Below are 26,416 nucleotides of genomic sequence, written 5' to 3'. Positions count from 1 at the left end.
GCTGGCGGCGAACGAATGGCGAGCCTCAGGGCGGCCGGCTCGCAGAGCCGATGACCGTCCGAACGAGGAGTGGGGCAGAGTGCCGCCGTGACGAAACTCCTTCCGGCCGCGATGGCCGTCGTCCTGCTCGCCGGCATCGCCACGTCACTCGCTGCCTGTTCGTCCGAGAAGAACGCGTTGCCCACGTCCAGGGAAGGGCCGGTTTCCTTCCTTGCCGATGACGACTTCACTCAGGCAGCGACGATGCTGGCCGACAAAGGACAGCGGGTCGTATTCGGCGCACTCTCCGTTATCAACGAAGGCGATCATTCTGCGACCCTGGACAGGGCGATGTTGACTGGTCCCAGGTCGGAGGTCAGCGATGAAGGCGCCAAGGTTTCGGAGGTGAGAGTCCTCGACGTGACCGGCGGTCAGGATCTCGTCGGTGCAGGGCCATGGCCCTACGAGTACTACGAGCGCGACTCAGTCCCACTCAGCGGCTACGCAATCGCTCCGGACGCTCAGGCTGAACTGCTCTTCGTCGTTGACGTCGAGGAGAGCGGCAACTGGTCATGGCCTCAGACTCAGTTGACCTACCGGAGTCAAGGCGAGACCTACACGATCCGCGCCAATACCGGGTTCCTCATTTGCCCGACGACAGCGGGCCACTGCGCCCTCTCGGGGTAGGGCCGGCATCGAGACCGGCGACAAACGGAGGGGGAGGCCAGAACAGCTCTTTCCCCGTGTCGTTGTCCAAGCCGAATCGCTCCCGCGGCGTGTCGCGGGAGGTCAGAAGACCGGGGTATTCCCCCGTCTCTGTGGCACGCACGTGAAATCGGCGGACCCGGCGATTGTGCATCGGCTTCCTTTCGTCGCGTGCCGGGGTTTTCCACAGGAGATGAATTGCCCCTTTCCGATTCGACGACGGTGGCCTACGGTGCTGGCAGCCAGTGCCGTCCTATCTCGGGGAGTCGTCATGGCCCTGCTGCAGCCACCGGTCGTGGTCGCGCCGGCGTCCGACGACGTCGTGCTGCGTCTCGACGAGGACCTGCGCGCCGTCGTACGCCGCGAGGGGATCGACCCGCAGCGCGACGTCCCGGCCGTCCGTCGTCTGGCGACGACCCTCGTGCGCGAGCACGACGAGCGCAGCCTGACCGGCGTGGTGGCGCCGGTCGCGGATCCCGACGGGCTGGTCGCGGAGCTGGTGGCGCGGGTGGCGGGCTTCGGGCCGTTGCAGCCGTTCCTCGACGACCCGACGGTCGAGGAGGTGTGGATCAACAGTCCCGACCGGGTGTTCGTGGCCCGGCACGGGCGCCACGAGCTGACCAATCTGGTGCTCACCGAGGCTCAGGTGGCCGAGCTCGTGGAGCGGATGCTGAAGTCCACCGGCCGGCGCATCGATCTGAGCCGGCCGTTCGTCGATGCCATGCTGCCGGCGGGCCATCGCCTTCATGTGGTGTTGCAAGGCGTGGCGCGCGGATTCTCGGCGGTCAACATCCGCAAGTTCGTGGTGCGCGCCTCGCGGCTCGAGGAGCTGGTCGAGCTCGGCACGTTGACGGTGCCGGCGGCGCGCTTCCTGGACGCATCGGTGCGGGCCGGGCTCAACATCCTGGTCACCGGGGGCACCCACGTCGGGAAGACGACGCTGCTCAACTGCCTGGCTGCCGCGATCCCCGGAGGGGAGCGGGTGATCTCTGCGGAGGAGGTCTTCGAGGTGCGCTTCCCGCATCCCGACTGGGTCGCCCTGCAGACCCGTCAGGCGGGCCTCGAGGGCACCGGTGAGATCCGGCTGCGCGATCTGGTCAAGGAGTCCCTGCGGATGCGGCCGTCGCGGCTCATCGTCGGGGAGGTGCGGGCCGAGGAGTGCCTCGACCTGATCCTCGCCCTGAACGCCGGGTTGCCAGGGATGTGCACGCTGCATGCCAACAGCGCCCGGGAGGCCCTGACGAAGGCGTGCACGCTGCCGCTGCTGGCCGGCGAGAACATCTCGGCGCGCTTCGTCGTCCCCACCGTCGCGGCCTCGGTCGACCTCGTCGTCCAGTTGGCCCTCGATCCCCACGGCGCGCGCCGGGTGACCGAGATCGTCGCCGTGCCGGGCCGGATGGAGGGCGACGTCATCGAGACGGAACCGGTGTTCGAGTGGCGCGACGGGGCGCTGCGGCGGGGGATCGGGCTGCCCCCGCGGTTGGAGCGGTTCGAGCGGCTCGGCATCGACGTCGTCGGCCTACTCAACGAGGCGGGCTGAGCGATGGGTGCGCTGGTCGGTCTGGGGTTCGGGCTCGGCATCCTGCTCGTCTGGGCGGCTCTCCGCTGGCCGCGGGAGGAGCGACGGCCCGCGGCCGACGGCCGCGCGCGGCGGCTCCTCGCCGAGGCGGGGCTGCGCGAGGTCGCGCCCCGATCCCTGGCGCTGCTCTCCCTCGGCGCCGGGATGGCCGGGTTCGTGGTGGTGCTCGGCGTCACCCGGACCGTGCCGATCGCGGCGGTCCTCGCGATCGGCGCGGGGTACCTGCCCTGGGCGGTCGTCGCCGGACGGGTACGCCGCCGCCGGCGCGAGTTCGCCCAGGTCTGGCCGGAGGCGGTGGACGACCTCGCCTCGGCGGTCCGGGCAGGGATGTCGCTGCCCGACGCGGTCGCCGCGCTCGGCGTCCGCGGCCCTGACGCGCTGCGCCCCGCCTTCGACGCGTTCGCGCTCGACTACCAGGTGTCCGGGCGGTTCGGCGACTGCCTCGACCGCCTCAAGGACCGGCTCGCCGATCCCGTGGGTGACCGGGTCGTCGAGGGACTGCGGATCGCGCGCGAGGTCGGCGGGGGCGAGCTCGGCCGCCTGCTGCGCAACCTGTCGGGCTACCTGCGCGACGACCTGCGCACCCGCGCCGAGCTCGAGGCGCGCCAGTCCTGGGCGGTCAACGGCGCCCGCGTGGCCGTCGCGGCGCCGTGGATCGTGCTGGTCGTGATGTCGAGCCAGCCGACGGTCATCGAGCGCTACCAGTCCGCGGCCGGACTGGTCGTCCTGGTGGTCGGCGCGGGAGCCTGTGCGGTCGCCTACCGGCTGATGATGCGGCTCGGCCGGCTCCCCGCCGAGCGAAGGATCCTCCACACCACCCCACGACGTTCACCGGCTCCTCCGCTCCGCTCCTCCGCCGGACAACGCCGCAGGGACCCCGGGCGATGAGCGCGGCGGCCACGGGCGCCCTGCTCGGCCTCACCGCGGCCCTCGGGCTCGGCCTGGTCGCGACCCGGGTGGTGGCGATCCGCCGCCCGCGACTGGAGGACCGGGTGCTGCCCTACGTCCGGGACCTCCCCTCGGCCCGCCGTACGACGGCCCCGGTCGGCGCCCGGACCTCGGTCGCTGCCGTGTTCGGTCCGGTCCTGCGCCGGGCGGCCGACGCGGTCGAGCGCGTGGTCGGCGGCGCCACGTCGGTACGCCGTCGGCTGGTGCGCGCGGGCAGCCCGCTCACGCTCCACGAGTTCCGTGTCCAGCAGGTGCAGTGGGGCCTGGTCGGCTTCGCGCTCGCCGCGGCCTACGGCGTCCTGCGCACCTGGACCCGTCCCGGCAACCCGCTGCCGCTGTTGCTGTTGTGCGTGGGTGCCTTCGCGTGCGGCGTCCTACTGCGCGACAACCGGCTCAGCGCCCAGGTGCGCCGGCGCGAGGCGGCGATGCTCGCCGAGTTCCCGACCGTCGCGGAGCTGCTCGCGTTGAGCGTGGCGGCGGGGGAGTCGCCCGTAGGTGCGCTGGACCGGGTGGTCCGGCGCAGCGGCGGCGAGCTGTCCCGCGAGCTGGGCGACCTGCTCGCCCGGATCCGCACCGGCCAGCCGGTCGCCGACGCCTTCGACACCCTCGCCGCGACCACCGGGCTCACGGTCGTGGCCCGCTTCGCCCACGGTGTCGCCGTGGCGGTCGAGCGCGGCACCCCGCTGGCCGGCGTCCTGCATGCCCAGGCGGCCGACGTGCGCGAGGCGGGGCGCCGCGCGCTGATCGAGCAGGCGTCGCGCAAGGAGATCGCGATGATGCTGCCCGTCGTGTTCCTGGTGCTCCCCACGACCGTGCTCTTCGCCTTCTGGCCCGGACTGATCGGCCTGTCCCTCAGCTACTGACCCGCCACGGAATCTCGGAAGGAACCACCGTGCACCGACCACCTCGAACCCGCCGCCGCCCCGACGAGCGCGGCGACGTGCCCGGCTGGGTGCTGATCACACTCATGACGATCTCGATCGGCGTCGCCCTGTGGGGGATCGCGCAACCCCAGCTCGTCGGCATGCTGCAGTCGGCGCTCGACTCGGTGCGGTGAGCCGGGGCGAGCGCGGCTCGGCGCTGGTCGACTTCACCCTGGCGACCCTCGTGCTCGTGCCGCTGGTGCTCGGCATGCTCCAGGTCGCGCTCGTCCTCCACGTGCGGACGACCCTCGCGGCCGCCGCCTCCGAGGGCGCCCGGCTGGCGGCCACCGCGGACCGCGGTCCCGGGGACGGGGTGGCCCGGACCCGGGCCCAGATCGCCGACGCGCTCGCGGGGCGCTACGCCGAGGACGTCGAGGTACGGCGGGTCCTGGTCGAGGGTGCGCCGGGGGTCGAGATCGTGGTGCGCGCCCAGGTTCCCGCCCTCGGTCTCGGTGGCCCCGCGGTCGGCCTGACGGTCACCGGCCGGGCGGTCGAGGAGGATCCGCGGTGAGAAGGCACCTTCTGCGGGACGAGCGGGGCAGCGGCCTGGTGGAGGTGGTGTGGCTCGGCCTGCTGCTCCTGCTGCCGCTGCTGTGGATCGTGCTGTCGGTGTTCGAGGTGCAGCGCGGGTCGTTCGGGATCAGTGGAGCGGCCCGTGCCGCCGCCCGGGCCTACGCGCTCGCGCCCGACGACGTGGCCGGCGAGCAGCGGGCCCGGGCGGTCGCGCGGCAGGCGCTCGCCGACCAGGGCCTGGTCGACGTGCCGCTCGAGGTCACGGTCACCTGCTCGCCGTACCCCCGCAGCTGTCACGCCGGGACCTCGGTCATCACGGTCCGGGTCGCGTCGGCCGTCGCGCTGCCCCTGCTGCCGGACCTCTTCGGCCTCGGGCGGCCCACCTTCGCGCTCGACGCGCGGGCGACGGTGCCGATCGGCCGTTACCAGGAGACGGGTGAGGGGCGATGACGCGCGCCGCCCGCGGGAGCTCCGCCCCACTCGTGATCGCGTTCGCCGCGGTCGTGCTGCTGCTCGTGGCCGTCGTCGTCGATGCGAGTGCCGCCTATCTCGCCCGGCAGCGCCTCGACGCGCTCGCTGACGGCGCCGCGCTCCAGGGGGCCGACGCGGGCGCCCAGGGCGTCGACGCGTACGCCGGCGGGCTGGCCACCGGCGACCTGGCGATCTCGCGCGCGGAGGCCGAGGCGGCGGTGCGCGCCTACCTCCGCGACAGCGGCGCGGCGTCCGACCATCCCGGGATCCGCGCGACGGTGCGGGTCGACGGCGACCGGCTGATCGTCGAGCTCACCGCCCCGGTGGACCTGCCTCTGCATCTGCCGGGCGCCCCGGGGGAGTCCCTGGTGCGAGCGGTCGGTTCCGCGGTGGTCCACCCGGACACCGGCTGACGGCCCGCGCGGCGCGCCGCCGGCGCCCCGCCGGCGCTCAGTCGAGGACGCCGGGCGCGGCGCCCTCGTCGTCCACCCAGTCCTGACCGTCGTCGAACAGGTCCCGGTCCGCGCCCTCGCGCTGGTCGCGCCGGCGCCCGCGGCCCCCGGCGCCGCCCGCGGCACCGCCGCGACCGCCGGCTCCGCCGCGTCCACCACCGGCGCCTCGACCTCCGGCCCGGCTGACCGGGCTGCCGGCGGCGCCCATGCCGCCGCCGGCCCCGCGGCCGAGGGAGCCGGGTCCGCCGGCGCGTGAGCTGGCGCCGATCGAGCCGACGCTGTTGGCGCCGAGTCCCCGACCGCCGACGAGGCCCTTGATGCCGCGGATCAGTCCGGGAGCGCCGAAGGCGCCGGCCGCGAGGCCGCCGCCGAGCACGGCCGGTCCCATCTGTCCGAGGTCGGGGCCGCCGCCGGTGCCGACACCGGGGTCGTAGTCGAGCGGCGGGAGGTCGGGGTTCAGGGTGTGCACGATCGGCGGGGCGCCGACGGGGTGGACCCCGCCGACGCCGCCGACACCGCCCACGCCGGTCGGGTCCGGGAGCTCGGGGGTGTGCACGCCGGGCAGCGGGCCGGAGCCGACCCACTGGCCGGGCATGGTGCCGTTGGGGCCGGGGATCAGGGGGACGTGCGGGATGCCGGGGCCACCGGGCCCCTTGTCGTCGTTCTCGCCCGGCTTCTTCGGCTGGCCCTCGATCTTCTCGAGGGCGGTGACCGCCTCCTCGTAGCGGGTGAGCAGCGTCTTGATCTTCTCGCGGGCCTTCTCGTCGGCGTCGCCGTAGGTGGTGACCTTGCCGTTGTAGGTCGTGACCTTGTCGGCGTACTTCGCGATGGCCTCGGCGTCCTTGTCGATGTCGCCGGTCAGCTCGGGCGCGGTCGGCGCCGTCGCCGGGGGAGCGTCCGGCGCACCCTGCGCCGCCTTCTCCGCCTCGGCCATCGCGCCCGCGGCGGCGCTGAGCGCGGTCGACACCCCGCTCATCTGGTCGCGCCGAGTGCCGACCTTGGTGGCCGCCTCGGTGAACGCGGTCTTCGCCGCGTCACGGGTCTCGGGGCCGCCGATGCCGGCCGGGATCGCCTTGCTCGCCGTGTCGAGCGCCTCGTAGATCGTGCCGAGCGCGATCGTGGTGGCCGCCCACGAGCCCTGGGCGGTCGTCACGTCGTCGCTGGACATGCCCGTCGTGCGGCGCAGGAGGTCCTTCAGGTGCTCGCCGGCCATCACAGATCACCGTCCTCGTCGCTGTCGGTGCCGAGATCGAGGCCCACCGTGCGGTTCAGGGCCAGCCGCAGGTCGGCCTCCGCCTGCTCGTCGGCCTCGGTAATGGCGCCCTTGGCCGCGAGGATGGCGGCTTGGAACACACCGAGGTCCTTCCGCATCTCCACGAGGGAGTCGACGATGACCCCGTGCGCGCGGGTGTGCTCGGTGGCCAGCCGGGTCGACTCGATGCCCTGGCCGAAGGACCCGGCGGGGATCGCGCCCTGGCCGGTGAACTTCAGATCCTGGATGGCCGTGATCTGCTCGTCGAGCGTCTTGTAGACCGACGTGACCTGAGCCTCGATGATCCTCAGCTCGAGGTCCTTGAGTCCCACCAGGAACGCCGGGTTGAACAGGGGTGGGAAGAACGGCGGTAGGGGGAGCGGTCCGATGGTCATGCGCGTTCCTTTGAGGTTCCCGAGGGACAGGCGACACCAGGGGGCTACCCACCGCGCCGCCCGGGCAAACAGCCGCCGTGCGGGTTGCTACTGTCGGGGCGTCCGCCGGGGTCGGGAGAGGATGGTCGGATGATCTCTCGGGTGCTGCGTCCAGCCCTGTATCCGGCCCTGTATCCGTTCCTGCGTCCGGCCGTGGCCGGGCTGCTGGTGCTCACGCTGACCGCCTGCTCCGACGGCGACCCCGACGACCTTGGCGACCCGCGTGCGCCCGATGCCGACGCCACGGCGACCTCCGCGGCGACCGCCACCCCGACGCCGGCTCCACCCTCGGTGGTGCCCGCGACGGGTCAGGAGATCAGCGTCGCGTCGGTCCGGATGCGGCTCACCGCGTCGCCCGAATGGAAGGTCAGCCGGTTCGGGACGACGGTCACCGGAGCGCTGTACGTCGACGGCGCGGGCATCGTCAACGCGACGGTCACCGACATCCTCGCCGGCCCGGGGCTGGACACCGAGGACAAGGCGGTCTCCTACGAGCGCTCGCTGGCGGGGACGCCGCTCGCGCCGAGCCGGGTGGCCGACCGGGTGGTCGACGGGACGACCTGCTTCGTGCTCGAGGCGCGCGCCGCGGAGGGGCACCGCTACGTCCTCGGCGGGGTGAGCGACGGGCGCTTCTTCAGCGTCGAGTTCGTGGTGCCCGCTCAGGTGCCGGACGGCGACCAGCTGATCGAGCAGATGCTCGCCACCGTCGAGATCGCCGGCGGGGACTGAGGTCCCGGACCGGGCCGGAACGCCACGAGGGGCGGGTCCGACCGGACCCGCCCCTCACGGCTGTTCGCTCCTGCGCTGCTACCGGCCGCCGTGATCGGAGGTCGGCAGGTAGGTGGCCGTCCCGGCGAAGAACACGTCGAACCCGCTCGACGTCACCATCGACCGCCACCGCGAGTCGACCGAGCAGTGCCCGACACCGTTCTGGTCGGTGACCGTCTCGCAGATCAGCCGCTGACCGTCACCGCCCGGCAGCGACGCCGCCGTGCGGAAGACCAGCTGCTGGCCGGCGAGCGGACGGCCCTGCGCGTCGTTCAGGGTGGCGTAGACATCGCGCACGTAGCCGAGGACGAGCGCCGTGCGCAGGTCGTCGAGCTGTGCCACGGCCCGGTCGACCACCTGGGTCAGCTCCGGTGAGGTGCTGGCGGCCCGCGAGGCGCTCCCCGAGTACGTCGCCGTCAGCACATGGCTGCCGGTCGCCAGGCCCTCGACGTCGAGCGTCGCCTGCTGACCGCCGTCGACCGTGGCCAGCGGCGCCGTACCGAGCACGTCGTCCCCGGACCGGAAGGTCACCGTCCCGGTGGGCTTGCCCGAGGTCGGCGTCGCGTCGGCGACCGTCGCGGTCAGCGTCACCCGGTCGCCGTACGACGACGGGTTGGCGCTGGACGTGAGGCCGGTCACGGTGACGCCGGCGCCGACGACCTGGGAGGTCGTCTCGGTCGAGCCCTCGAAGGTGGCATTGCCGCCGTAGGTCGCGCGGATCTCGTGGGTGCCGGCCGACAGCGTGGCCGTCGTGTACGACGCCGTGCTGGTGTTGGCCGCCGACGCCGGGGTCAGGCCGACCGCACCGAGCAGCGTCTCCCCGGTCCAGAACTGGACGACGCCGGTGGGCTTGCCGGTCGCCGGGGCGACCGCGCGGACGGTGGCGGTGAAGGTCACCGCCTGGCCCTGGTCGGCCTCGGCGTCGTCGGACGCGAGCTCCGTCGAGGTCCCGGCCTTGCCGACACTCTGGCCGTTGCCCTGGTCGAGCAGGCCGGTGCTGCCCACGAACCGCGGCTCGCCGCTGTAGACCGCCGAGATCCGGTAGGTGCCGGGGGCCAGGTTGGCGAAATCGGGGCTGGTGGCCGTGCCGCCGGCCAGCGCCACCGGCGCGCCGAGGGAGGCTCCGTTGACCTTGAACTGGACCGTGCCGCCGGGCTCGCCGGCGCCGGGGGCCACCGGACTCACGGTCGCGGTGAAGCGGACCGCGGCGCCCGGCTGGGACGGGTTGGCCGTCGAGGTGACCAGGGTCGCGGTCTGCGCCCGCTGCACCTTCTGCGCGACCGAGCCGAAGCTGGCCGAGAAGCTGTCGTCACCGTCGTAGGTGGCGACGACGGCATGCTGACCGACACCCAGCGAGTCGACCGTGATCGAGGCGACCCCTCCGGTCGCGGAGCTGACCGGCGCCGTACCGAGCTCGGTGTCGCCGTCGGTGAAGGTCACCGTGCCCGAGGGGGAGCCGGCGCCGGGCGCCAGCACGGCGACCGTGGCGGTGAAGGTGACCGGCTGGCCGATGACCGCGACCGGTGCGCTGCTGGCGACCGTGGTCCTGGTCGCAGCCTTGTTCACCGTGTGGCTCACGGTGGCGGAGGTGCTGGTGACGAAGTTCGGGTCGGCGCTGAAGTAGCGGGCCCGGACCTGGTGGCCGCCGCGGGTCAGCGTGCTCGTCGACAGCTCGGCGACCCCGTCGACCAGGTCGACGAAGGTGCCGGGCTGGCCGTCGATCTCGAACTGGACCGCGCCCTCCGGGTCGCCGGTGGCGGGAGCGACGGGGGTGACCGTCGCGCGGATCGTGACCGGCTGACCGACGACCGACGGGCTCGGGGCGACGTCCACCGCGGTCTTCGTCGCGGCGGCGGCGACCTCCTGGTCGAGCGCGTCGGTGGCGCCGGCGAACCGGTCGTCGCCCTCGTAGTCGACGGTGATCACGTGGTCGCCGGCGTCCAGCCTGACCGGCGCCGAGACCGCACTGCCGCCGCTGAGCGCCACCGGAGCGCCGATCGCCTCGCCGTCGGCGAAGAAGCGCACCGATCCGCTCGGTTCGCCGGCGCCGGGCCCGACCACGTCGAGGTCCGCGGTGAAGGTGAGCGGCTCGCCCGCGACGGCGTCGGGGTTCGAGGTGCTCAGCACGACCGTCGTGTCGGCGCGGTTGACGCCGTGGGTGACGTCGCCCGAGGAGCTGCCGGCGAAGTCGGCGTTGCCGTTGTACGTCGCCTGGACGGTGTGGTTGCCGGGCGGCAGGTTGCTGATGGTGAGCTCGGCGGTGTCGCCGTTGAGCGGCACGGCGGTGCCGTAGGGGTCGCCGTCCACGTTGAACTGGACACCGCCCACGGGGTCGCCGACACCGGGGGCCACGACGCCGACGGTCGCGGTGAAGGTGACCGCCTCGCCGCTGACGGTCGGGGAGCCGGTGCTGGTCAGCTGGGTGCTGGTGGGCGCCTTGCCGACGCTCAGCTGCCTGGTCGACGCGGAGCTGTCCACCAGGTTCGCGTCGCCGCTGTAGCGGGCACCGATGGTGTGCTCGCCCGTGCTGAGGGTCGAGGTCGACGCGGAGGTCGCCGTACCGGCGGAGACGGGCACCGGAGTGCCGAAGTCGTCACCGTCGACCGTGAACTGGACGGTTCCGGTGGCCGTGCTCGTGCCGTTGAGCGGGGTGACCTGGGCGGTGAACGACACCGCCTGGCCGTGGACGACCGGTGCGGGCTGCGTCAGCGTGGTCGTCGTCGGGTTCTTCTGCACCGCGAACGGCGTCGCGGCCGACGATCCCCGGTAGTAGGCCGTCTGCGCGAACGAGGCGGTCACCGTGGCGGTGCGCGGTCCGCCGGAGATCGGCAGGGCTGCCGTGGCGACGCCGCTGCCGTTGGTGACGGCGCTGACCGACGTGCCGTTCGACAGCGAGAAGACCACCGTCTGGTTGGGCAGGACCGACGAGGAGAGGTGCGGATCGGTCAGGGTGGCCTTCACCGTCGCCGACGTGTTCTGCGGCGCCTCGGTGGCGCCGGAGTAGGCGAGCTGCGTGATGTTGTCGATCGTCACCGACCGGTTGAAGGTGCTCGTCGAGTTGCTGCACCAGGCGAAGCCCGACCGCTTCTGCTCGATCGAGCGCACGGTGTAGGCGCCGTTGGGGTAGTTGTGGGTGTCGATCGTGACCGACTTGGAGCCGGTGCCCTCCTGCTTCTGCGAGAAGACGACACCCCCACCGCTGTTGATCAGCTGGAGCGTGACGTTGGGCTTCGTGGCGTTCGCGCACAGCGTGCCGTCACCGACACCGCTGGACGAGAGCGTGGCATTGCCCCGGAGCACCGCCCCGTTGGCCGGAGCCGTGATGTCGGCCGCGGCCGAGGAGGCCAGGACGACGGGGACCCCGAGTCCCAGGGTGGTGGCCGCGAGGGCCGCGATCATGCGCCGCACAGAGGTTCCTTTCATCGGAGCGGGCCTCACTTCAGGAGGGCGCCGCGCGCCGTGGAGGAGAGATGGTTGGCGTCACCCGTGAAGGTGGCCGTGTAGCCGAGGGCGAGGGTGAGCGCGAGGATCTGCGAGCCCGCGTTGCACACGGCGATGCCGGACTCGTTCGTCGGCGCGACGCAGAGCAGCTTGGCGCCCGCCCGGAACTCGACCGGGACCCCCGCCACCGGACCGCTGCCGGTGCCGGTCACCGTCGCCCGGAGCTGACCGAGCGGCAGCATGAGCGGGAGCAGCTTCACCGCGGCCGGAGCCGCGACGATCGAGGTCGCCCGCTTCTCCACGGTGAGACCGGCGTTCGCCGAGCTGCTGCCCTGGAACTGCGCACTCCCGGCGTAGACCGCCTTCACCACGTGGGTGCCGGCCGGCAGCGTCACGGTCAGCCACGCGACGCTGGAGACCCCGTCGCTGGGACCGTTGACCGGCGTCGTCGACACCACGCCGATCGGGGCACCGTCGGCGAGGAAGGTCACCGGACCGGTCGGCTGCGGGAGCCCGCCCGGTACCGGCGTCACGATCGCCGAGAGGAGCACCGGGTCGCCGTACGTCGAGGCGTTCGGTGAGACGTGCAGGGCGGTCGTGGTCGCTGTCTGCACCACCGTCTGGGTCAGCTGCGCGGTGCCCGCGCCGTAGCGCAGGTCGCCGGAGTAGAGGACCGACACGGTGTGCTCGCCCGCCGCCAGGTCGCCGACCTGGGGGCTGATCGCGGTGCCGTCCACGAGGGCCACGGCGGCGCCGAGGGGCTGGCCGTCGACCGAGAACTGGACGAAGCCGGACGGGGCGAGCCCCGCGTCCGAGGTCACCTCGGCGGTGAACCGGACGTCCTCACCGGGGCCGGAGGCGGGCGCCGAGGACGTGAGGGACACCTCAGCGGTGCCGGTCGTCACCGTCTGGGTGAGGATGTCGCCGGAGCCGGAGAAGCCGGGGGCTGCCTCGAAGCTCGCGATGACGGTGTGGTCGCCGGGCTCGGCCGTGGCGACCGGCGGGCTGACCGCGAGGCCGTCCTCGACGGCCACCGGTGCACCCAGGTCCTGGCCGTCGACCGAGAACTGGACCGAGCCCACAGGGCTCTCGCCCTCGGTCGTGACCGTGGCACGGAACCTCACCTGCTGCCCGTACGACGACGGGTTGGCGCTCGAGGTCAGCGTGGTCGTGGTCGCCACGACCGCCGTGCCCGGGATCACCGTGTGCGCGACGGCCTCCGCCTCGCTGGTGCGGTAGTCGGTGTCGCCGGTGTAGCGCGCGGTGATCTGGTGGGTGCCCGGCGCCAGGTCGTCGACGTCGAGGGTGGCGACACTGCCCGACGGGGACGCGACGAGCGGGACGGCGCCCAGCGACTCGGAGCCGGCGTAGAAGGTCACCGTGCCGGTCGGGGACCCCGAGCCGGGGCTGACGGCGGCGACAGCCGCGGTCAGTTGGACGTTCTGGTCCTGGACGGACGGCGACGGCGTGGCCTGCACCACCGTGGTGGTGTCGGCCTGCCCCACGACCTGCTCGACCTGGTCGGACCCGCCCTGGTACTGCCCGTTGCCGGCGTACTGGGCCTCGACGGTGTGGGTGCCCGCACCGAGCGAGGTGAGCGGCGCGAACACGGCCACGCCGTTGTCGAGGGCGACCGGACCGCCGACGGCGCCGCCGTCGACCAGCAGCTGGACCGAGCCGGCCGGCGTGCCGCCGCCGGGGGCCTGGACCGCCACGGTCGCGGTGTAGGCGATCGCCTCGCCGCTCACCGTGGTGCCGGCGGAGGAGTCGAGCGTGACGGAGACCGACGCCTTGGCGACGGTCACGGTCCGCGGGGAGGCGGCGCTGCCGGCGTACACGTCGTCGCCGGCGTAGGTCGCGACCACCGGGTTGCTGCCCACCGTCAGGTCGTCGACGACGACCGAGGCCTTGCCGTCGGTGCCGACGCCGGCGCGACCGACCTCGGTCCCCTCGACGGTGAACACGACGTCACCGGTCGGGGTGCCGGCGCCGGTGGAGACGGTCGCCGACAGTGTGACCGGCTGGCCGTGGGCGGCGCTGGCGGGGGAGACCGCGGAGGAGGTGCTGGTGGCCAGCAGCGGCTCGCGGACCCGGAAGGTGACGGCGTTCGACGAGCTGCCCGTGTTGTCGACCGAGCCGCTGTAGACCGCGGTGACGGTGTGGTTGCCGAGGCCCAGCGTCGACAGCGGTGAGCTGGTGGCCTGGCCGCCGCTCAGGGGGACCGGGGCGCCGAAGTCCGAGCCGTCGACGACGAAGCGGACGGTGCCTGCCGGGGTGGCGCCGTGCTGCGGCGCGACCGTCGCGGTGAACCTGACCGGGTCGCCGATGGTGACGACGCCCGGGTCGGCGACCACGGTGGTCGTGGTGGCGATGGTGCCGACCGTGAACGGGGTCGAGGACGAGGCCGGCTCGAGCCCGCCGTCGCCGGCGTAGGAGGCGGTGAGGGACGTCGCGCGCGGCGGGCCGGCCACGGCGATCTGCGTCTGTGCGACGCCGGCCGCGTTCGTGGTGGCGTTCACCGAGGTGCCGCCGAGGGTGAAGGTGACCGTGCGTCCGCCGACGCCACCGCCGGCGAGGTCGGCGAGGACCGCCCGGACGGTGGCCGTGCTGCCCTGGGCGGCCGAGACATCGCCGTCGTAGGTCAGGGTGCTGCAGTTCTTCGGCGTGACGACGAGGGTGGCGGCCGTGGTGATGCCGCCGGCGGTCACGAGGACGCCCCAGCTTCCGCGGGCGCCGTTCTTCTGCAGGCCGTCGGCCTGGGCCGGAGCGGCCAGGGTGGCGGCGTAGTTGCCGCCGGAGGTGGTGGTCGTGGTGACCGTGACCCCCTGACCCGGCGCGATCTGGGACTTGTCCAGGGTGACGGTCACCGGGACGCCCGCCGCGCCGCTGCTGAGGCGGCCGGCGACGGTGACGTCACCGCCGGCGCAGCTCAGGGACGGGGTGATCGTGCCGGTCAGCGTGGTGGCCGCGGCCGGCGTCGAGGCCGAGGTCAGCTTGCGGTCGAGGGTCAGGGCGGCGCCGTCGAGGGGCAGCTTGAGGTACTGCTGCGCGTCGTTGCGGTGCGTGGGCGACCACCAGTCGGTGCTCACCAGCTGGCCGTCGGAGCTCTGCGAGTGGACCCGCCGGGTGGCGACGTTGCCGCCCGCGGCATTGATGGTCGCGTTGGTGACGTTGACCGGCGCGTCAAGCGCGAAGACGCCTTCGAAGGTGTCCGCGCCCGAGCCGTAGCTGCCGGCGTCGTAGGTGAAGCCACCGGTGTAGTCGACGTCGACGTCGTTCTGCCAGGACTGGCCGGCCTCCACCGGGAAGTCGATGACGCGCCAGCCGCCGCGCGGGGTCATCTCCAGGTCCACGGCCGCGGTGATGTTCACCGAGATGATCGAGACCGAGGCCTTCGCGCTGAGGTTCTGGTGCTGCTTCTCCTGCAGCAGGGCCAGGTCGGAGCGGCGGACGTACCGGGTGCCGCTCACGGAGCCGGAGAAGTTGCTGAGGTTGGCGGTGCCGACGCCGTCGACCTTGGCGCTGCCCGACCCGCCGGTGATGTTGCCGGTGATATTGAGCTTGTAGGCGCTCTGCCCCTGGAAGGTGTCGACGCCCACCACCGTGTAGGTCACGTTCTCGTTGATCGTGACGTCCGCGGTGTCGCCGGTGTAGCGGAACGCGGTCTGGTAGGTCCACGACCAGCCCGGGTTCCAGGCGGCGACGTCGTCGCCACTGGCCTGGGCGGCCTGGGTGGGTGCCACGGTCGCGACCAGGCTCGCGACGACGGTCGCGAGGACGCTGAGCCAGGCCAGCCGTCGTCGGAACGCGTGGGCCGCGCGGCGGCGGCCCCCGGGCAGGAGTGTGTTGTCGATCGGCGCAGGGAGCATGCGTCACCGTCCCGTGAGGAGGGGTGCCACCCGAGAAGGACGGCCACGGGGGACCATGTGGCGGAGGGAGTGTCCGGGATTCAAGCAGGTTGTGACGCGGCGCATACAGGTTTTGTGAGAAGGATTCATGTTTTCTTTACCCTCGGCCCTGCCGTGCTGCCCTCCTCCGGGCGGCTCCGGAGCGCCCCGGCTCGGTGATTCGTGCCGCGCGCCGTAACCTTGCTCCTTGTGGCGGGCCCCGACTTCGACTCCGAGATCAAGCAGCTGACTGCGACGATGCACACCATCGAGCAGGTCCTCGACCTGCCCCGGATGGAGGGGGAGATCGCCGACCTCGGGGTCCAGGTCGCCGCGCCCGACCTGTGGGACGACCAGGCCAACGCGACCCGGGTCACCGGGCGGCTCTCGTCGCTCCAGGGACAGGTGGAGCGCTTCCGCGGACTCCAGCAGCGCATCGACGACCTCGCGGTCCTCGCCGAGCTCGCCGCCGACGAGGGCGACGAGGACACCCTCGCCGAGGCCGAGGCGGAGCTGGGGAAGATCAAGCAGGCGGTCGAGGGGCTCGAGGTCCGCACCCTGCTCTCCGGCGAGTACGACGAGCGCGAGGCGATCGTCACGATCCGCTCCGGCGCCGGCGGCGTCGACGCGGCGGACTTCGCCGAGATGCTGATGCGGATGTACACCCGCTGGGCCGAGCGCAACAAGTTCCCCGTCGAGGTCTACGACGTGTCCTACGCCGAGGAGGCCGGCATCAAGTCGGCCGAGTTCGCGATCCACGCGCCCTACGCCTACGGCACCCTCTCCGTCGAGGTCGGCACCCACCGGCTGGTCCGGATCAGCCCCTTCGACAACCAGGGCCGCCGGCAGACCTCCTTCGCCGCGGTCGAGGTCGTGCCCCAGCTCGAGCAGACCGACGAGATCGAGGTCGACGAGAACGACATCCGCACCGACGTCTTCCGCTCGGGTGGTCCGGGCGGCCAGTCGGTCAACACCACCGACTCCGCGGTGCGTCTCACCCACATCCCCACCGGCATCGTCGTCTCCTGCCAGAACGAGAAGTCGCAGCTGCAGAACAAGGCCGCCGCGATGATCGTCCTCAAGGCCAAGCTCCTCGCCAAGAAGAAGGCCGAGGAGGCCGCGCTCAAGAAGGACCTCAAGGGCGACGTCGCCGCCAGCTGGGGCGACCAGATGCGCAACTACGTCCTCAACCCGTACCAGATCGTCAAGGACCTGCGCACCGGCTACGAGACGGGCAACCCCCAGCCGGTCTTCGACGGTGAGATCGACGGCTTCCTCGAGGCCGGGATCCGCTGGCGCCGCGGCGCCGAGCAGGCCGACGCGAGCTGATCGTCGGATCGTCCGTCCGGGGAGCTCCGTCCGGGGAGCTCCGTCTCTGGGCGCGGTGAGGTCTGCGGCCCTGCGCCGCACGCCGCTTCGCGACGCGTGCGCGCATCGCTGTCGGACGCGCCCCGACGCGTAACACGCTGTTACACAACATCGTAACACCGTGTTACAGTCCAGGCGCGCTCGGGCTCCTTCCTGCCATCGATCAGGCCAGGTGGACGGCGTCACGCCGCAGCGCTACCCCTCCACCCACGGAAGAGAGAACGATGATGCGAACCCTGCGAACACTCGCCGTCGGCGTGCTCCTGGCGTCGATCGGTGCCGTCTTTCCCCTGGCGCAGCCGGCGTCGGCCGCGTCGTGCGCCGGGACCTACACGATCGTCGTCGGCGGCGCCGGCGACAACAACTCGATGGTCTTCCACGGCAACGTCAGCCAACGGGTCGGCTATCCCGCCGAACCGACCGGATGGGGCGCTCGGCAGGGCACCAACGAGCTCAACCGTCTGGTCCGCAACCAGCGGGCCCAGTGCCCGGGGCAGCACGTGAAGATGATGGGGTACTCGCTGGGTGCGGCGGTCGTCCACACCTGGGTCACGGAGAACTGGACGACCTTCGGCAACGTCAACGCGGTGCTGATCGCCGACCCGAAGCGCCAGGGCGGTCCGCGCGGCAACGGCGTCTCGGGGGAGTGGTTCACCTACTTCGTGGGAGCCCCGCTCTCGGGAGTCGACCGCTTCTTCGGCAACATCCCGGTGGTGTCGATCTGCACCAACGACTACGTCTGCGACACCCAGGCGCCGTCCGGCGTGCCGGGATACATCTGGGGCGGCAACCACGGTGCCTACTCGTTCAACGTGGATGACTACTCGAACACCGGCCACGGACAGTGGTTCGACGGAGTGTTCATGCCCTGGTGAGGTCATCTGGTCGCCGGTCGCCGGTCGGCGACCGGCGACCGCCTCCCGAGGCGGTCAGCGCGCCCTCGCCGCCGAGGAGCGGGCGCTGAACCGGCCCCAGCCGAGGTCGTTGCGCGCCTTGATCCGCACCGACCAGCGGCCTTTGCGGGGCACGACCAGCTCGGTGCCGGTCAGGGTGCCGGGCAGCACCGCGGACCTGCGGCGGGTCAGCACCCGCCCGCGGCCGTCGACCCGGAACGCCTTGATCACATAGCCCGTGATGGCGCCACCGCCCGCCGCCGGCGGGGTCCAGGTGACCCCGATGCTCGGCCGGCCGCCGCGCACGCCCTTGCGCACGGCCGGGGCATGCGGCGTCCCCGGTCGCGACGTCGGCTGCCCGGCGCTGCCGGCGCCGGGCCCCGGTTCGGTGGCCCCCGACGGGTCCAGCGGGATCTCGGTGGGCGGCGGCACCGGTACGCCGGTGCCGCCCGCGCAGCCCGCCATCAGGAGCTGGTAGGACCCGAGGCTGCCGTAGGCGTCGTACCCGCCGCTGCCCCAGGCGCCGGTGCCGCCCGAGCCGGAGCCGCCGCCCGAGACCGCCAGATAGTAGGGACCCTCGCTGAGCGGGACGGTGAGCGAGGCGCCCATCCCGTTGATGGTGCCCATCGGCGTGCGGGTGGTGGGTGGGGCGTTGGCGGCCAGCAGGCCGCCGTCGGCGTCGCGCAGCTCGAGGACGACGTCGAGGTTGGGCCCGAGCGTCGCGGGGGTCGCGGTGGCACTGAGCGTGCCGGTGCACTCGGTCAGGGCGTACCAGTCGCTGTCGGCGGGGCTCGAGATCACACCGCGGTTGCCGGGCAGCGTGCTCAGGGCGGCCGCGGTCGCGGGGGTGCTCCCCGCCTCGTCGGTGCGGTACGGCAGCCCGTGCGACCGGATCACCGCCAGGTCGTCCTGGCGGTTGTTGGCCCCGGTGTAGTCGCCCTTCGACCACTGCGTGATCGCCGAGGAGTAGGGGCTGCCCATCAGCGGCCCCCACAGCGGGGTGCCGCCGTAGTAGCCGCTGCTCCCGACGCCGTCGTGCGACAGGCCGAGCGTGTGCCCGGCCTCGTGGGACGCGGCCTCGGCCATGTTCTTCGCCCGGTGGCCCAGCGAGCTCGGGAACACCCAGGCCGGGCTGCGGGTCTCGCCCGCAGTGACCGCGTCGAAGGTGCCGATCCAGGCGATGCCCCCGCACCCGCCGCTGCACAGCTGGGCCTGGACCGTGCTGTCGTTGGTGAAGGCCACCCGGGCGCCGTACGTCGGGTCGCTGACCGCGCCGCGCCACAACGCTCCCGGGGGCGGCTCCTGGGTCGTGACGTCGACGTCCCAGGGGGCGTAGTCCTCGGCCACCCGGGCCCAGACCTCGCGGATGATCGACTGCTCGCCGTCGGAGAAGAAGGGCGAGCCGTCCAGCGACCAGCCGCCGAAGAGGAGGCTGGTGAGTCCCTGCAGCAGCCAGGAGTTGGAGCCCAGCAGCCCGCCGCCGTCGAAGTCGAGGTAGATCGTGCGCGCGGCCCCGGGGCGGCTGTGCAGCGCGAAGGTGTCGGTGAGCGCGGCGTCCGCGAGCGCCTCCGCTGCGGCCGGACCGGGAGCGTGGTCGGCAGCGGTGGTGATCTCCTCGGCCGGCGGCTCCCAGGAGTCGACGGCGAACAGGGTGCCGTCGGCCGCGACGTCGACGGCGGGATCCGTGGCGAGCAGGTGCTGCTCGGCCGCGGTCAGCCCGGGGACGCCCGGGCCGGGCTCCGCGGCAGCCGCGGGGAGCGTCAGTGCCCCCGCTGCGAGGGCCAGGCCGGCGAGGCCGGTCCCCGCGCGCAGGAGATGCTGCATACGGGCCCGATCGGCCGCCGCGGTGCAGCCCTGAGCGCGGAGCGGTCAGCTCGGGACGATGGTCCCGGGGTGGCCGGCCGATCGGCGGTCCGGCCGGCGCCCGCTCAGGTGAGGGGGACCGAGGCCGCCTGGGCGACCGCCACGCACCAGCGGCCGGCCCGGTCGACCAGCTCGTCCTGCGCCAGGGTGGCGGGCAGGGTCAGGCTGCACGCGAGCCAGGCATCGCCGAACAGGCCTTGGAAGGTCACCGTCTGCACGCCGTCGCCGGGGCACAGCACGCCGGTCGACGGGCTGCCGTACGCCGGGGCGGCCGGCAGCGCGGTACAGGTCTGGGCGAGCGGCGCCGCGACCAACTGCTCCGCGGTCCCCGTGGTGACCGGTGGGGCGAACACCCACCCCCGGGCCTCGCCGGTCCCCGCGCCGGGATCGGCGGCCTCGGCGGGATCTGCGGCCTCGGGGGCGTAGCGGCAGCCGTACTCGTGAGCGACGTCGCCGCCGGGGAAGGCGTCGGACGTCTCCCCGTTGCCGTAGGCGGTCAGCGTCGCGTCCTCGCCGAGTGCCTCCTGCACGGCGGCGGCGGGCACCAGGTCGCAGAACGGCACCCGTTGCACGACCGCCTTCGCGGTGTCGAACTCGGCCAGCGGGGTGCCCTGGTAGGCGGCGGGGTCGCGGGACAGGGTCTCGTCGCCCGAGCGGGCCACGCCGACGGCGACGGGTACGAGCGTGAGCAGCGCTGAGAGGAGCAGCGCACGCAGGACCGTCGGCACGGTCGTCACCCTACCGACGCCGTGGCTGGACCCGGCGAGGTGACGTGGCCGACGCCGTCGCGACCCACCGAGGACGGGTCCGCCGGTCGCCATCGGCCGTCGCGTACCGTCAGGTCAGTGATTCGCTTCGAGAAGGTCACCAAGCGCTATCCCGGTCCCGGCCGGCCGGCGCTCGACCAGGTCACCCTCGACATCGACAAGGGCGAGTTCGTCTATCTCGTCGGCACGTCGGGATCCGGCAAGTCGACCGCGCTGCGCCTGGTCCTGCGCGAGCTGCGTCCCACGACGGGCCGGGTGCACGTCGCCGGCAAGGAGATCAACCGGATGGCCGGCTGGAAGGTGCCGCGGCTGCGGCGCCAGATCGGCACCGTGTTCCAGGACTTCCGGCTGCTGCCCAACAAGACCGTGACCGAGAACGTCGCCTTCGCCCAGCAGGTGATCGGGAAGTCTCGCCGCGAGATCGGCAAGGTGGTCCCCGAGACGCTCGAGCTGGTCGGTCTCAAGGACAAGGGCGACCGGATGCCCGACGAGCTGTCCGGCGGCGAGCAGCAGCGGGTCGCCATCGCCCGCGCGTTCGTCAACCGGCCGATGATCCTCATCGCCGACGAGCCGACCGGCAACCTCGACCCGGCCACGTCCGCCGGGATCATGAACCTCCTCGGTGACATCAACCAGACCGGTACGACGGTCGTGATGGCCACCCACGACCACGGCATCGTCGACCAGTTCACCAAGCGGGTGATCGAGCTCGACCACGGCAAGGTCGTGCGCGACGAGGCGTCCGGCAGCTACGGCTTCCAGCACTGACCCGGCATCGACTCAGCCCGATCCAGAGAGCCCTTCCTCATGCAGCTGCGCTACGTCTTCACCGAGCTCCGCACCGGCCTGCGTCGCAACCTGTCGATGCACCTCGCCGTGATCCTCACCCTCTTCGTCTCCCTGTCCCTGGCCGGCATCGGCATCCTCGTCCAGCGCGAGGCCACCGTCGCCCGCGACAGCCTGGGCGACGAGCTCAAGATCCTCGTCAACCTCTGCACCGACGACGACCCCTCCCACAGTCCCAACTGCGCCAGCGGCGAGGTCACCGCGGACCAGCGGCAGCGGATCGAGAAGGAGATCGACGACAGCGACGAGGTGGCCTCCTCCGCCTTCCAGTCGAAGGAGGAGGGCTACGAGCGGGCCTACGAGCAGGCCCGGCGCAACAACACCCAGGCCGCCTTCGAGGGGCCCGACCCGGTGGTGACCGTCGAGCGGTGGCCGGCGGCGTACTGGGTGACGCTCAAGACGCCGGAGCGCGCCGACGGCATCATCAGCGCGCTCGAGGGGCTCGACGGCGTCTCGGTCATCAAGGACCAGCGCAAGGCGCTGGGCCAGATCTTCGGCATCATGACGGTGCTCAAGTACGGCTCGTGGATCGGTGCCGGCTTCCTGCTGTTCGCGGCGCTGCTCCAGGTCACCAACACGATCCGGCTGGCGGCGCTGGCCCGGCGGCGCGAGATCGCGATCATGCGCCTGGTGGGGGCCTCGACGCTCTACATCGCGCTGCCCTTCCTCCTGGAGGCCCTGGTCGCGGCCGTCGTCGGCGTCGCGCTGGCTGCCGGCGTCCTGGCGGCCTTCCAGCACTGGGGCGTGGAGAAGGCGCTCTCCGACCACGTGCAGTTCCTGCCCTGGGTCGACTGGGGCGACTACACCCAGGCACTGATCGGGCTCTTCCCGCCCGGCATCGTGATCCTCGGCCCCGCGCTCACGCTGATCCCGACACTCCTGCTGACCCGCAAATACGTCAAAGTCTGATCGGCGGCGGATACGGTCGAGGGGTTCGGCGAGCGAGCGTCAGCGAGCGGACCGGGCAACTCTTCCCCGAACACTGATTGGTCTTACTGTGCGCTTCTTCCCCAGCGCCCCGTGGCTGCGCCGTGCCCTGCCCGATCTGCGCGACAGGCTGCCCGTGTGGGCCCACCCCCAGTGGCTGGTGACCGCGGTCGCCGTCGTGATCGCCGTCGCCGGACTGGCCGTCCCGCTGGCCCATGCCGACGACGGCGACGACCTCAAGGACAAGCAGAACGCCGTCAAGGGCGAGATCGCCAGCGTCAAGGGCAGCATCCACGAGGCCAGCCAGCAGGTCGCGAAGATCGCCAAGCAGCTGGAGAAGGCCGAGGCGCGGCTCGGTGACGCGCGGACCCACCTGGCCTCGGTGCGTGCCGACCTCGCGACCGCCCAGGCCGCGGCGGCCACGCTCGCCACCCAGCTCACCGAGGCGCAGGGCCGGCTGTCCGACGCCCGGGCGGCGCTGGCGCAGGCGCGCGCCGAGGTCGCCGTCCAGCGCGTCGCCAGCCGGGACACGCTGATCGGGATCGCCCAGCAGGGCGATGCGCGCCTGGCCCTCCTGGCGGCGTACGCCGAGGCCGGCACGATCGAGGACGTGCTGATGGGGGAGACGGCCAACGAGCTGGTCGTCGGCCGTCAGAACGACGCCCTGGTCCAGCTGAAGGCCGCCGAGGACGCGATGAACCAGCAGCGGACCGAGGTGCGCGTCGCGCGCGACCAGGTCGCCGACGCCAAGCAGGCCGCGGACGACAACGTCACGACCATCTCCGGACTGGTCGACGAGGCGGCCGCGACGGAGTCCGAGGTCGCCGGGCTGGTCACCCACACCGAGGGCGTGCGCGCGGCGGTCGTCGCCGCCCGCGAGGCCGACCGCAAGGCGCTGCGGCGCCTCGAGAAGCGCGAGGCGAGGATCCGCCAGAAGATCATCGAGCTGGCCCAGAAGCAGGGCGGCAGCTACGACGGCGACACCGCGGGCCTGCTCGCCCGTCCCGGCCCCGGGCCGGTCACCTCGCCCTTCGGCTACCGCATCCACCCGATCTACGGCTACTGGGGCCTGCACAACGGCACCGACTTCGGCACCGGCTGCGGGGCCGCGCTGCGCGCGGGCGAGGCCGGCACCGTGATCGACGCCTACTACGACGAGGTCTACGGCAACCGGCTCTACCTGGCGATCGGCAAGGTGAACGGCGCCGACATCGTGCTGGTCTACAACCACATGAGCAAGTACGCCGTCAGCAAGGGCGCGAAGGTCACCCGCGGCCAGGTCGTGGGCTACTCCGGGGCGACCGGCTGGTCCACGGGCTGCCACCTGCACTTCATCGTGATGCGCAACGGCGATCCGGTCGACCCGATGCCGTACCTCTGAGCGCACCTCCGCGGAAACGCGTTGCGCGCTCCTGAGAGAATCAGCCCATGGCCAAGTCGACGGGGAAGTCCGGTGCGAAGCAGGAGGACGCGAGCGGGCGCAGGCTCGTCGCGTCCAACAAGAAGGCGCGCCACGACTACCACATCGAGGACACCTTCGAGGCCGGCCTGGTGCTCCAGGGCACCGAGGTGAAGTCGCTGCGGCTCGGCCGGGCCAGCCTGGTCGACGGCTTCGTCGACATCGAGCGCGGCGAGGCCTGGCTGCACGGCGTCCACATCCCGGAGTACGCCCAGGGCACGTGGACCAACCACGCCGCGCGGCGCAAGCGCAAGCTGCTCCTCAACCGGGCCGAGATCGACAAGATCGAGCGCAAGGTCAGCGAGAAGGGGCACACCGTGGTCCCGTTGTCGCTGTACTTCGTCAAGGGGCGCGCCAAGGTCGAGATCGGACTGGCCAAGGGCAAGAAGTCGTGGGACAAGCGCCAGGCCATCGCCGAGCGCACCGCCGACCGCGAGAAGCAGGAGGCCGTCGGCCGCCGTCTCAAGGGCATGCGTGACTGACGAGGCACCCGAGGCCCCCGAGGTCCGCGCGTTCTGGGAGACCCTCGGCCTGCCCGGCCTGCTCGACCTCCACACCCACTTCCTGCCGCCCAATATCGAGCGTGCCGTCTGGGCGGTGTTCGACTCGGCGGGGCCGAAGATCGGGCGGCCCTGGCCGATCCGCTACCGCGGCCCGATGGAGGAGCGGATCGCCCAGTTGCGCGCCTTCGGCGTCCGCCACTTCCCGACCCACCCCTACGCCCACAAGCCGGGCGTGGCGACGTACCTCAACGACTGGTCGCGCACCTTCGCCACCACCGTGCCCGAGGTGCTGTGGTCGGCCACCTTCTACCCGGAGCCCGAGGCGGCGCGGTACGTCGCGGACCTGGTCGCGGACGGCGTCCGGATCTTCAAGATCCACCTCCAGGTGGGCGAGTTCGTCGCCGACGACCCGGCCCTCGACCCGGTCTGGGGCGTCCTCGAGGACGCCGGGACGCCGGTCACCGTGCACGCCGGCTCGGGTCCGGTCGGCAACGAGTACACCGGCCCGGACTCCGTCGCCCGTCTGCTGCGTCGCCACCCGCGACTGCGCCTGCTCATCGCGCACATGGGGGCACCGGAGTACGAGGACTTCCTCGAGCTCGCCGAGCGCTACGAGAACGTCCACCTCGACACCACGATGGTGTTCACCGACTTCTTCGATCGGGCCGCGGCCTACCCGGCCCACCTGCTCCCACGGCTCGTGGACCTCCAGGCCAAGGTGCTGCTCGGCTCGGACTTCCCGACGATCCCGTACCCGTACGTCACGCAGCTCGAGGGACTGGCCCGCCTGGGCCTCGGCGACGACTGGCTCCGCGACGTGTGCTGGCACAACGCCGCCCGGCTGCTCGGTGAGGCCCCGGCGCGTTCTTGACCCCGGACGGTCTTCCCCCGAGGACCGTGCAGTGCTGGACTGGGGACCGAGCTCGCGCCCGTGGGCTCAGCAAGGGGGGAAGCACCATGCGCACTCGTCTCCTGACCCTGGCCGTCGCCGCCCTGGCCGGTCTCGGACTCGTCCTACCGGCCTCGTCGGCGGTCGCCAGCACCGGCGGCACCGTGGATGGCGACACCCATCCGAATGTGGGCCTGATCGCGTTCTACGACGCCGAAGGCCGGTTCCGCTGCTCGGCCACTCTGGTCAGCCCGACCGTCCTGGTCACCGCCGCCCACTGCACCTCCGGGACGCTGGGCAAGACCCTGGTGACCTTCGAGAGCGTGGTCGCCGAGGCGCCGCCGTCGCCGCTGCCGGTGGCCGCGGACCCGGCGGCGGGCTACACCGAGGAGGAGCTCGCCGACGCGGGCTACCTGTCCGGCACGGCGTACACCCACCCGGAGTACAGCGACTTCACCGACCTGTCGAACTGGAACGACGTCGGGGTGATCGTCCTCGACGCGCCGGTCACGACCATCGCGCCCGCCCTGCTCGCGCCGGTCGGGACGGCCGACGCGATCCGGCAGCCGCGCCGGACGATCTTCCGGGCCGTCGGCTACGGCACCGAGGTGCGTCGGGCCGAGACCGGTCCGCAGAAGCCCACTCCGATGAGCTACCCGATCATCCGGCGCTACGTCGACATGCCGGGGCAGAAGATCACGCCGCAGATCATCCAGACCAACGGCAACGAGAAGGACCCCTTCGGCACCGGCGGCACCTGCTTCGGCGACTCGGGCGGCTCGCTGTGGCTCGGCGACGCGGTCGTCGCCGTGACCTCCTACGGCTACACGGAGAACTGCCGCTACCTCGACGGCTACCAGCGCATCGACATCCCCGTGGTGGCGGACTGGCTGGCCGACTTCCTGGACTGAACCTCCGGGACTGCCGGCCCGGCCCGGACACGACGAGACCGACGTGGTCCGCGCGTTGCGCGGGCCACGTCGGTCTTGGTCGTGCGTGGAGCTGCGGGGAATCGAACCCCGGTCCTCGAGCGCCGAGCCAGGTCTTCTCCGGGTGCAGTTCGTGGTGGCGTGTTCTCGGCCCCGATGCTCGCACGAACACGTCATCGACAGGCCCAGCCGGGTTTGAGTCCCGCGCCACCCTCCCGGCGAGAGCGACGCAGCGAGTCTCCTAGATGACGCCTGGATCCGGGACGGAGACGGATGCCCGGTCAGACGCTTCGATCACTGCTCAGGCAGCGAGAGCGAAGGAACTGCGCTTAGCGTTGGCAGTTATTGGTTTCCAGCGATCGTTTACGAGATGACGCTGGCTTCTCGACCCGCTTCCCCTGGAACAAACGTCCCAAGTCGAAACCGATCAGCCCCTCTTGAGTTGTGTCGACCTCAGTCTACCGGTCCTCAACCACGACGGCCCACCGGTTAATCCCGAGGAGCAGTCACCGCTCAGGCGCCGAGTGCCGTGGTGATCGCCTCGGCGACCGCTACGTCGCCGCCGTCCAGGTCCACGCGTGCCCGGCGGACTCGGGGCGGTTGAAACCGATCTGTCGGTC

The 26,416-nt window shown here is 72.4% G+C and carries 23 protein-coding genes and 1 other RNA gene; 17 read left to right on the top strand and 7 right to left on the bottom strand.

The genetic code is table 11. The features are described from left to right. Positions 1-87: 87 nt before the first annotated feature. The 8 genes from QJ852_20105 (at position 88) to QJ852_20070 (ending at position 5,531) form a co-directional block, all read left to right on the top strand. Positions 88-666, top strand: a complete 579-nt coding sequence (locus tag QJ852_20105) for a hypothetical protein (GenBank protein ID WGX95445.1) — start codon at positions 88-90, stop codon at positions 664-666. Positions 667-955: 289 nt separating this feature from the next. Next, positions 956-2,224: an ATPase, T2SS/T4P/T4SS family gene (locus tag QJ852_20100; protein WGX95444.1), complete on the top strand. Its 1,269-nt coding sequence runs from the start codon at positions 956-958 to the stop codon at positions 2,222-2,224. Between the two features lie 3 nt (positions 2,225-2,227). Beyond that, on the top strand, positions 2,228-3,151 hold the full coding sequence (locus QJ852_20095) for a type II secretion system F family protein (GenBank protein ID WGX95443.1): 924 nt from the start codon (positions 2,228-2,230) through the stop codon (positions 3,149-3,151). Beyond that, complete coding sequence (locus QJ852_20090; protein ID WGX95442.1) at positions 3,148-4,074, top strand: type II secretion system F family protein; 927 nt, start codon at positions 3,148-3,150, stop codon at positions 4,072-4,074. The genes QJ852_20095 and QJ852_20090 overlap by 4 nt, the downstream gene beginning before the upstream one ends. A gap of 29 nt (positions 4,075-4,103) precedes the next feature. Then, positions 4,104-4,268, top strand: a complete 165-nt coding sequence (locus QJ852_20085) for a hypothetical protein (protein ID WGX95441.1) — start codon at positions 4,104-4,106, stop codon at positions 4,266-4,268. Further along, the gene (locus tag QJ852_20080; GenBank protein WGX95440.1) at positions 4,265-4,645 is read left to right on the top strand and encodes a TadE/TadG family type IV pilus assembly protein; all 381 of its coding nucleotides are present in this window, start codon (positions 4,265-4,267) and stop codon (positions 4,643-4,645) included. Before QJ852_20085 ends, QJ852_20080 begins: the two co-directional genes overlap by 4 nt. Then, positions 4,642-5,097 (top strand): hypothetical protein, encoded by a 456-nt coding sequence (locus QJ852_20075; GenBank protein WGX95439.1) that lies wholly within the window; start codon positions 4,642-4,644, stop codon positions 5,095-5,097. Before QJ852_20080 ends, QJ852_20075 begins: the two co-directional genes overlap by 4 nt. Further along, positions 5,094-5,531: a pilus assembly protein TadG-related protein gene (locus QJ852_20070; GenBank protein WGX95438.1), complete on the top strand. Its 438-nt coding sequence runs from the start codon at positions 5,094-5,096 to the stop codon at positions 5,529-5,531. The genes QJ852_20075 and QJ852_20070 overlap by 4 nt, the downstream gene beginning before the upstream one ends. A 37-nt stretch (positions 5,532-5,568) precedes the next feature. Here the strand turns inward: QJ852_20070 and QJ852_20065 are convergent, their stop codons facing one another. Both QJ852_20065 and QJ852_20060 read right to left on the bottom strand, forming a co-directional pair. Then, positions 5,569-6,783 carry a hypothetical protein gene (locus QJ852_20065; protein ID WGX95437.1) on the bottom strand — a complete coding sequence of 405 codons (1,215 nt, stop codon included), beginning with the start codon at positions 6,781-6,783 and terminating at the stop codon, positions 5,569-5,571. Beyond that, positions 6,783-7,217 (bottom strand): hypothetical protein, encoded by a 435-nt coding sequence (locus QJ852_20060; protein WGX95436.1) that lies wholly within the window; start codon positions 7,215-7,217, stop codon positions 6,783-6,785. The genes QJ852_20065 and QJ852_20060 overlap by 1 nt, the downstream gene beginning before the upstream one ends. Before the next feature lie 129 nt (positions 7,218-7,346). Between QJ852_20060 and QJ852_20055 the strand changes: the two genes are divergently transcribed. Continuing rightward, complete coding sequence (locus QJ852_20055; protein ID WGX95435.1) at positions 7,347-7,985, top strand: hypothetical protein; 639 nt, start codon at positions 7,347-7,349, stop codon at positions 7,983-7,985. 78 nt (positions 7,986-8,063) lie between these two features. Here QJ852_20055 and QJ852_20050 read toward each other — a convergent pair whose 3' ends face one another. Beyond that, a complete protein-coding gene (locus QJ852_20050) occupies positions 8,064-11,423 on the bottom strand; it encodes an Ig-like domain-containing protein (protein ID WGX99486.1) in 3,360 nt (1,119 codons plus the stop codon). A 35-nt stretch (positions 11,424-11,458) separates the two neighbouring features. Continuing rightward, positions 11,459-15,334 carry an Ig-like domain-containing protein gene (locus tag QJ852_20045; protein ID WGX95434.1) on the bottom strand — a complete coding sequence of 1,292 codons (3,876 nt, stop codon included), beginning with the start codon at positions 15,332-15,334 and terminating at the stop codon, positions 11,459-11,461. Between the two features lie 228 nt (positions 15,335-15,562). On the opposite strand from QJ852_20045, the gene prfB reads away from it, so the two are divergent. Beyond that, positions 15,563-16,681 (top strand): peptide chain release factor 2, encoded by a 1,119-nt coding sequence (gene prfB, locus QJ852_20040; GenBank protein WGX95433.1) that lies wholly within the window; start codon positions 15,563-15,565, stop codon positions 16,679-16,681. Between the two features lie 266 nt (positions 16,682-16,947). Then, a complete protein-coding gene (locus tag QJ852_20035) occupies positions 16,948-17,595 on the top strand; it encodes a cutinase family protein (GenBank protein ID WGX95432.1) in 648 nt (215 codons plus the stop codon). 54 nt (positions 17,596-17,649) lie between these two features. Here QJ852_20035 and QJ852_20030 read toward each other — a convergent pair whose 3' ends face one another. After that, a complete protein-coding gene (locus tag QJ852_20030; GenBank protein WGX95431.1) occupies positions 17,650-19,437 on the bottom strand; it encodes a zinc-dependent metalloprotease family protein in 1,788 nt (595 codons plus the stop codon). 104 nt (positions 19,438-19,541) lie between these two features. Beyond that, positions 19,542-20,204: a hypothetical protein gene (locus tag QJ852_20025; GenBank protein ID WGX95430.1), complete on the bottom strand. Its 663-nt coding sequence runs from the start codon at positions 20,202-20,204 to the stop codon at positions 19,542-19,544. A gap of 117 nt (positions 20,205-20,321) precedes the next feature. Here QJ852_20025 and ftsE point away from each other — a divergent pair, with 117 nt between their 5' ends. The 6 genes from ftsE (at position 20,322) to QJ852_19995 (ending at position 25,778) form a co-directional block, all read left to right on the top strand. Further along, entirely contained in the window at positions 20,322-21,011 is a 690-nt protein-coding gene (gene ftsE / locus QJ852_20020; protein WGX95429.1) for a cell division ATP-binding protein FtsE, read from the top strand. 39 nt (positions 21,012-21,050) lie between these two features. Continuing rightward, positions 21,051-21,998, top strand: a complete 948-nt coding sequence (ftsX, locus tag QJ852_20015; protein WGX95428.1) for a permease-like cell division protein FtsX — start codon at positions 21,051-21,053, stop codon at positions 21,996-21,998. Positions 21,999-22,086: 88 nt separating this feature from the next. Further along, positions 22,087-23,397: a peptidoglycan DD-metalloendopeptidase family protein gene (locus QJ852_20010; protein WGX95427.1), complete on the top strand. Its 1,311-nt coding sequence runs from the start codon at positions 22,087-22,089 to the stop codon at positions 23,395-23,397. A 47-nt stretch (positions 23,398-23,444) separates the two neighbouring features. After that, positions 23,445-23,957 carry an SsrA-binding protein SmpB gene (smpB, locus tag QJ852_20005; GenBank protein WGX95426.1) on the top strand — a complete coding sequence of 171 codons (513 nt, stop codon included), beginning with the start codon at positions 23,445-23,447 and terminating at the stop codon, positions 23,955-23,957. Then, on the top strand, positions 23,950-24,849 hold the full coding sequence (locus QJ852_20000) for an amidohydrolase family protein (protein ID WGX95425.1): 900 nt from the start codon (positions 23,950-23,952) through the stop codon (positions 24,847-24,849). The genes smpB and QJ852_20000 overlap by 8 nt, the downstream gene beginning before the upstream one ends. Positions 24,850-24,935: 86 nt before the next feature. Further along, entirely contained in the window at positions 24,936-25,778 is an 843-nt protein-coding gene (locus QJ852_19995) for a trypsin-like serine protease (protein WGX95424.1), read from the top strand. Between the two features lie 83 nt (positions 25,779-25,861). Here the strand turns inward: QJ852_19995 and ssrA are convergent. Next, positions 25,862-26,231, bottom strand: a transfer-messenger RNA (tmRNA) gene (gene ssrA, locus QJ852_19990). Positions 26,232-26,416 lie beyond the last annotated feature (185 nt).

Origin of the sequence: Nocardioides sp. L-11A (genome assembly GCA_029961745.1) — a bacterium.
Classification (GTDB): Bacteria; Actinomycetota; Actinomycetes; order Propionibacteriales; family Nocardioidaceae; genus Nocardioides.
Note: the sequence above shows the minus strand (reverse complement) of the source record. Positions and strands in the feature narration are given on the sequence as shown.

Bases quoted from the DNA above. Each gene is read 5' to 3' on its own strand.
- QJ852_20100 (WGX95444.1), top strand. From the start codon at position 956: ATGGCCCTGCTGCAGCCACCGGTCGTGGTCGCGCCGGCGTCCGACGAC.
- QJ852_20095 (WGX95443.1), top strand. From the start codon at position 2,228: ATGGGTGCGCTGGTCGGTCTGGGGTTCGGGCTCGGCATCCTGCTCGTC.
- QJ852_20090 (WGX95442.1), top strand. From the start codon at position 3,148: ATGAGCGCGGCGGCCACGGGCGCCCTGCTCGGCCTCACCGCGGCCCTC.
- QJ852_20070 (WGX95438.1), top strand. From the start codon at position 5,094: ATGACGCGCGCCGCCCGCGGGAGCTCCGCCCCACTCGTGATCGCGTTC.
- QJ852_20065 (WGX95437.1), bottom strand. From the start codon at position 6,783: ATGGCCGGCGAGCACCTGAAGGACCTCCTGCGCCGCACGACGGGCATG.
- QJ852_20060 (WGX95436.1), bottom strand. From the start codon at position 7,217: ATGACCATCGGACCGCTCCCCCTACCGCCGTTCTTCCCACCCCTGTTC.
- QJ852_20055 (WGX95435.1), top strand. From the start codon at position 7,347: ATGATCTCTCGGGTGCTGCGTCCAGCCCTGTATCCGGCCCTGTATCCG.
- QJ852_20050 (WGX99486.1), bottom strand. From the start codon at position 11,423: ATGATCGCGGCCCTCGCGGCCACCACCCTGGGACTCGGGGTCCCCGTC.
- QJ852_20045 (WGX95434.1), bottom strand. From the start codon at position 15,334: ATGCTCCCTGCGCCGATCGACAACACACTCCTGCCCGGGGGCCGCCGC.
- QJ852_20035 (WGX95432.1), top strand. From the start codon at position 16,948: ATGCGAACCCTGCGAACACTCGCCGTCGGCGTGCTCCTGGCGTCGATC.
- QJ852_20030 (WGX95431.1), bottom strand. From the start codon at position 19,437: ATGCAGCATCTCCTGCGCGCGGGGACCGGCCTCGCCGGCCTGGCCCTC.
- ftsX (WGX95428.1), top strand. From the start codon at position 21,051: ATGCAGCTGCGCTACGTCTTCACCGAGCTCCGCACCGGCCTGCGTCGC.
- smpB (WGX95426.1), top strand. From the start codon at position 23,445: ATGGCCAAGTCGACGGGGAAGTCCGGTGCGAAGCAGGAGGACGCGAGC.
- QJ852_19995 (WGX95424.1), top strand. From the start codon at position 24,936: ATGCGCACTCGTCTCCTGACCCTGGCCGTCGCCGCCCTGGCCGGTCTC.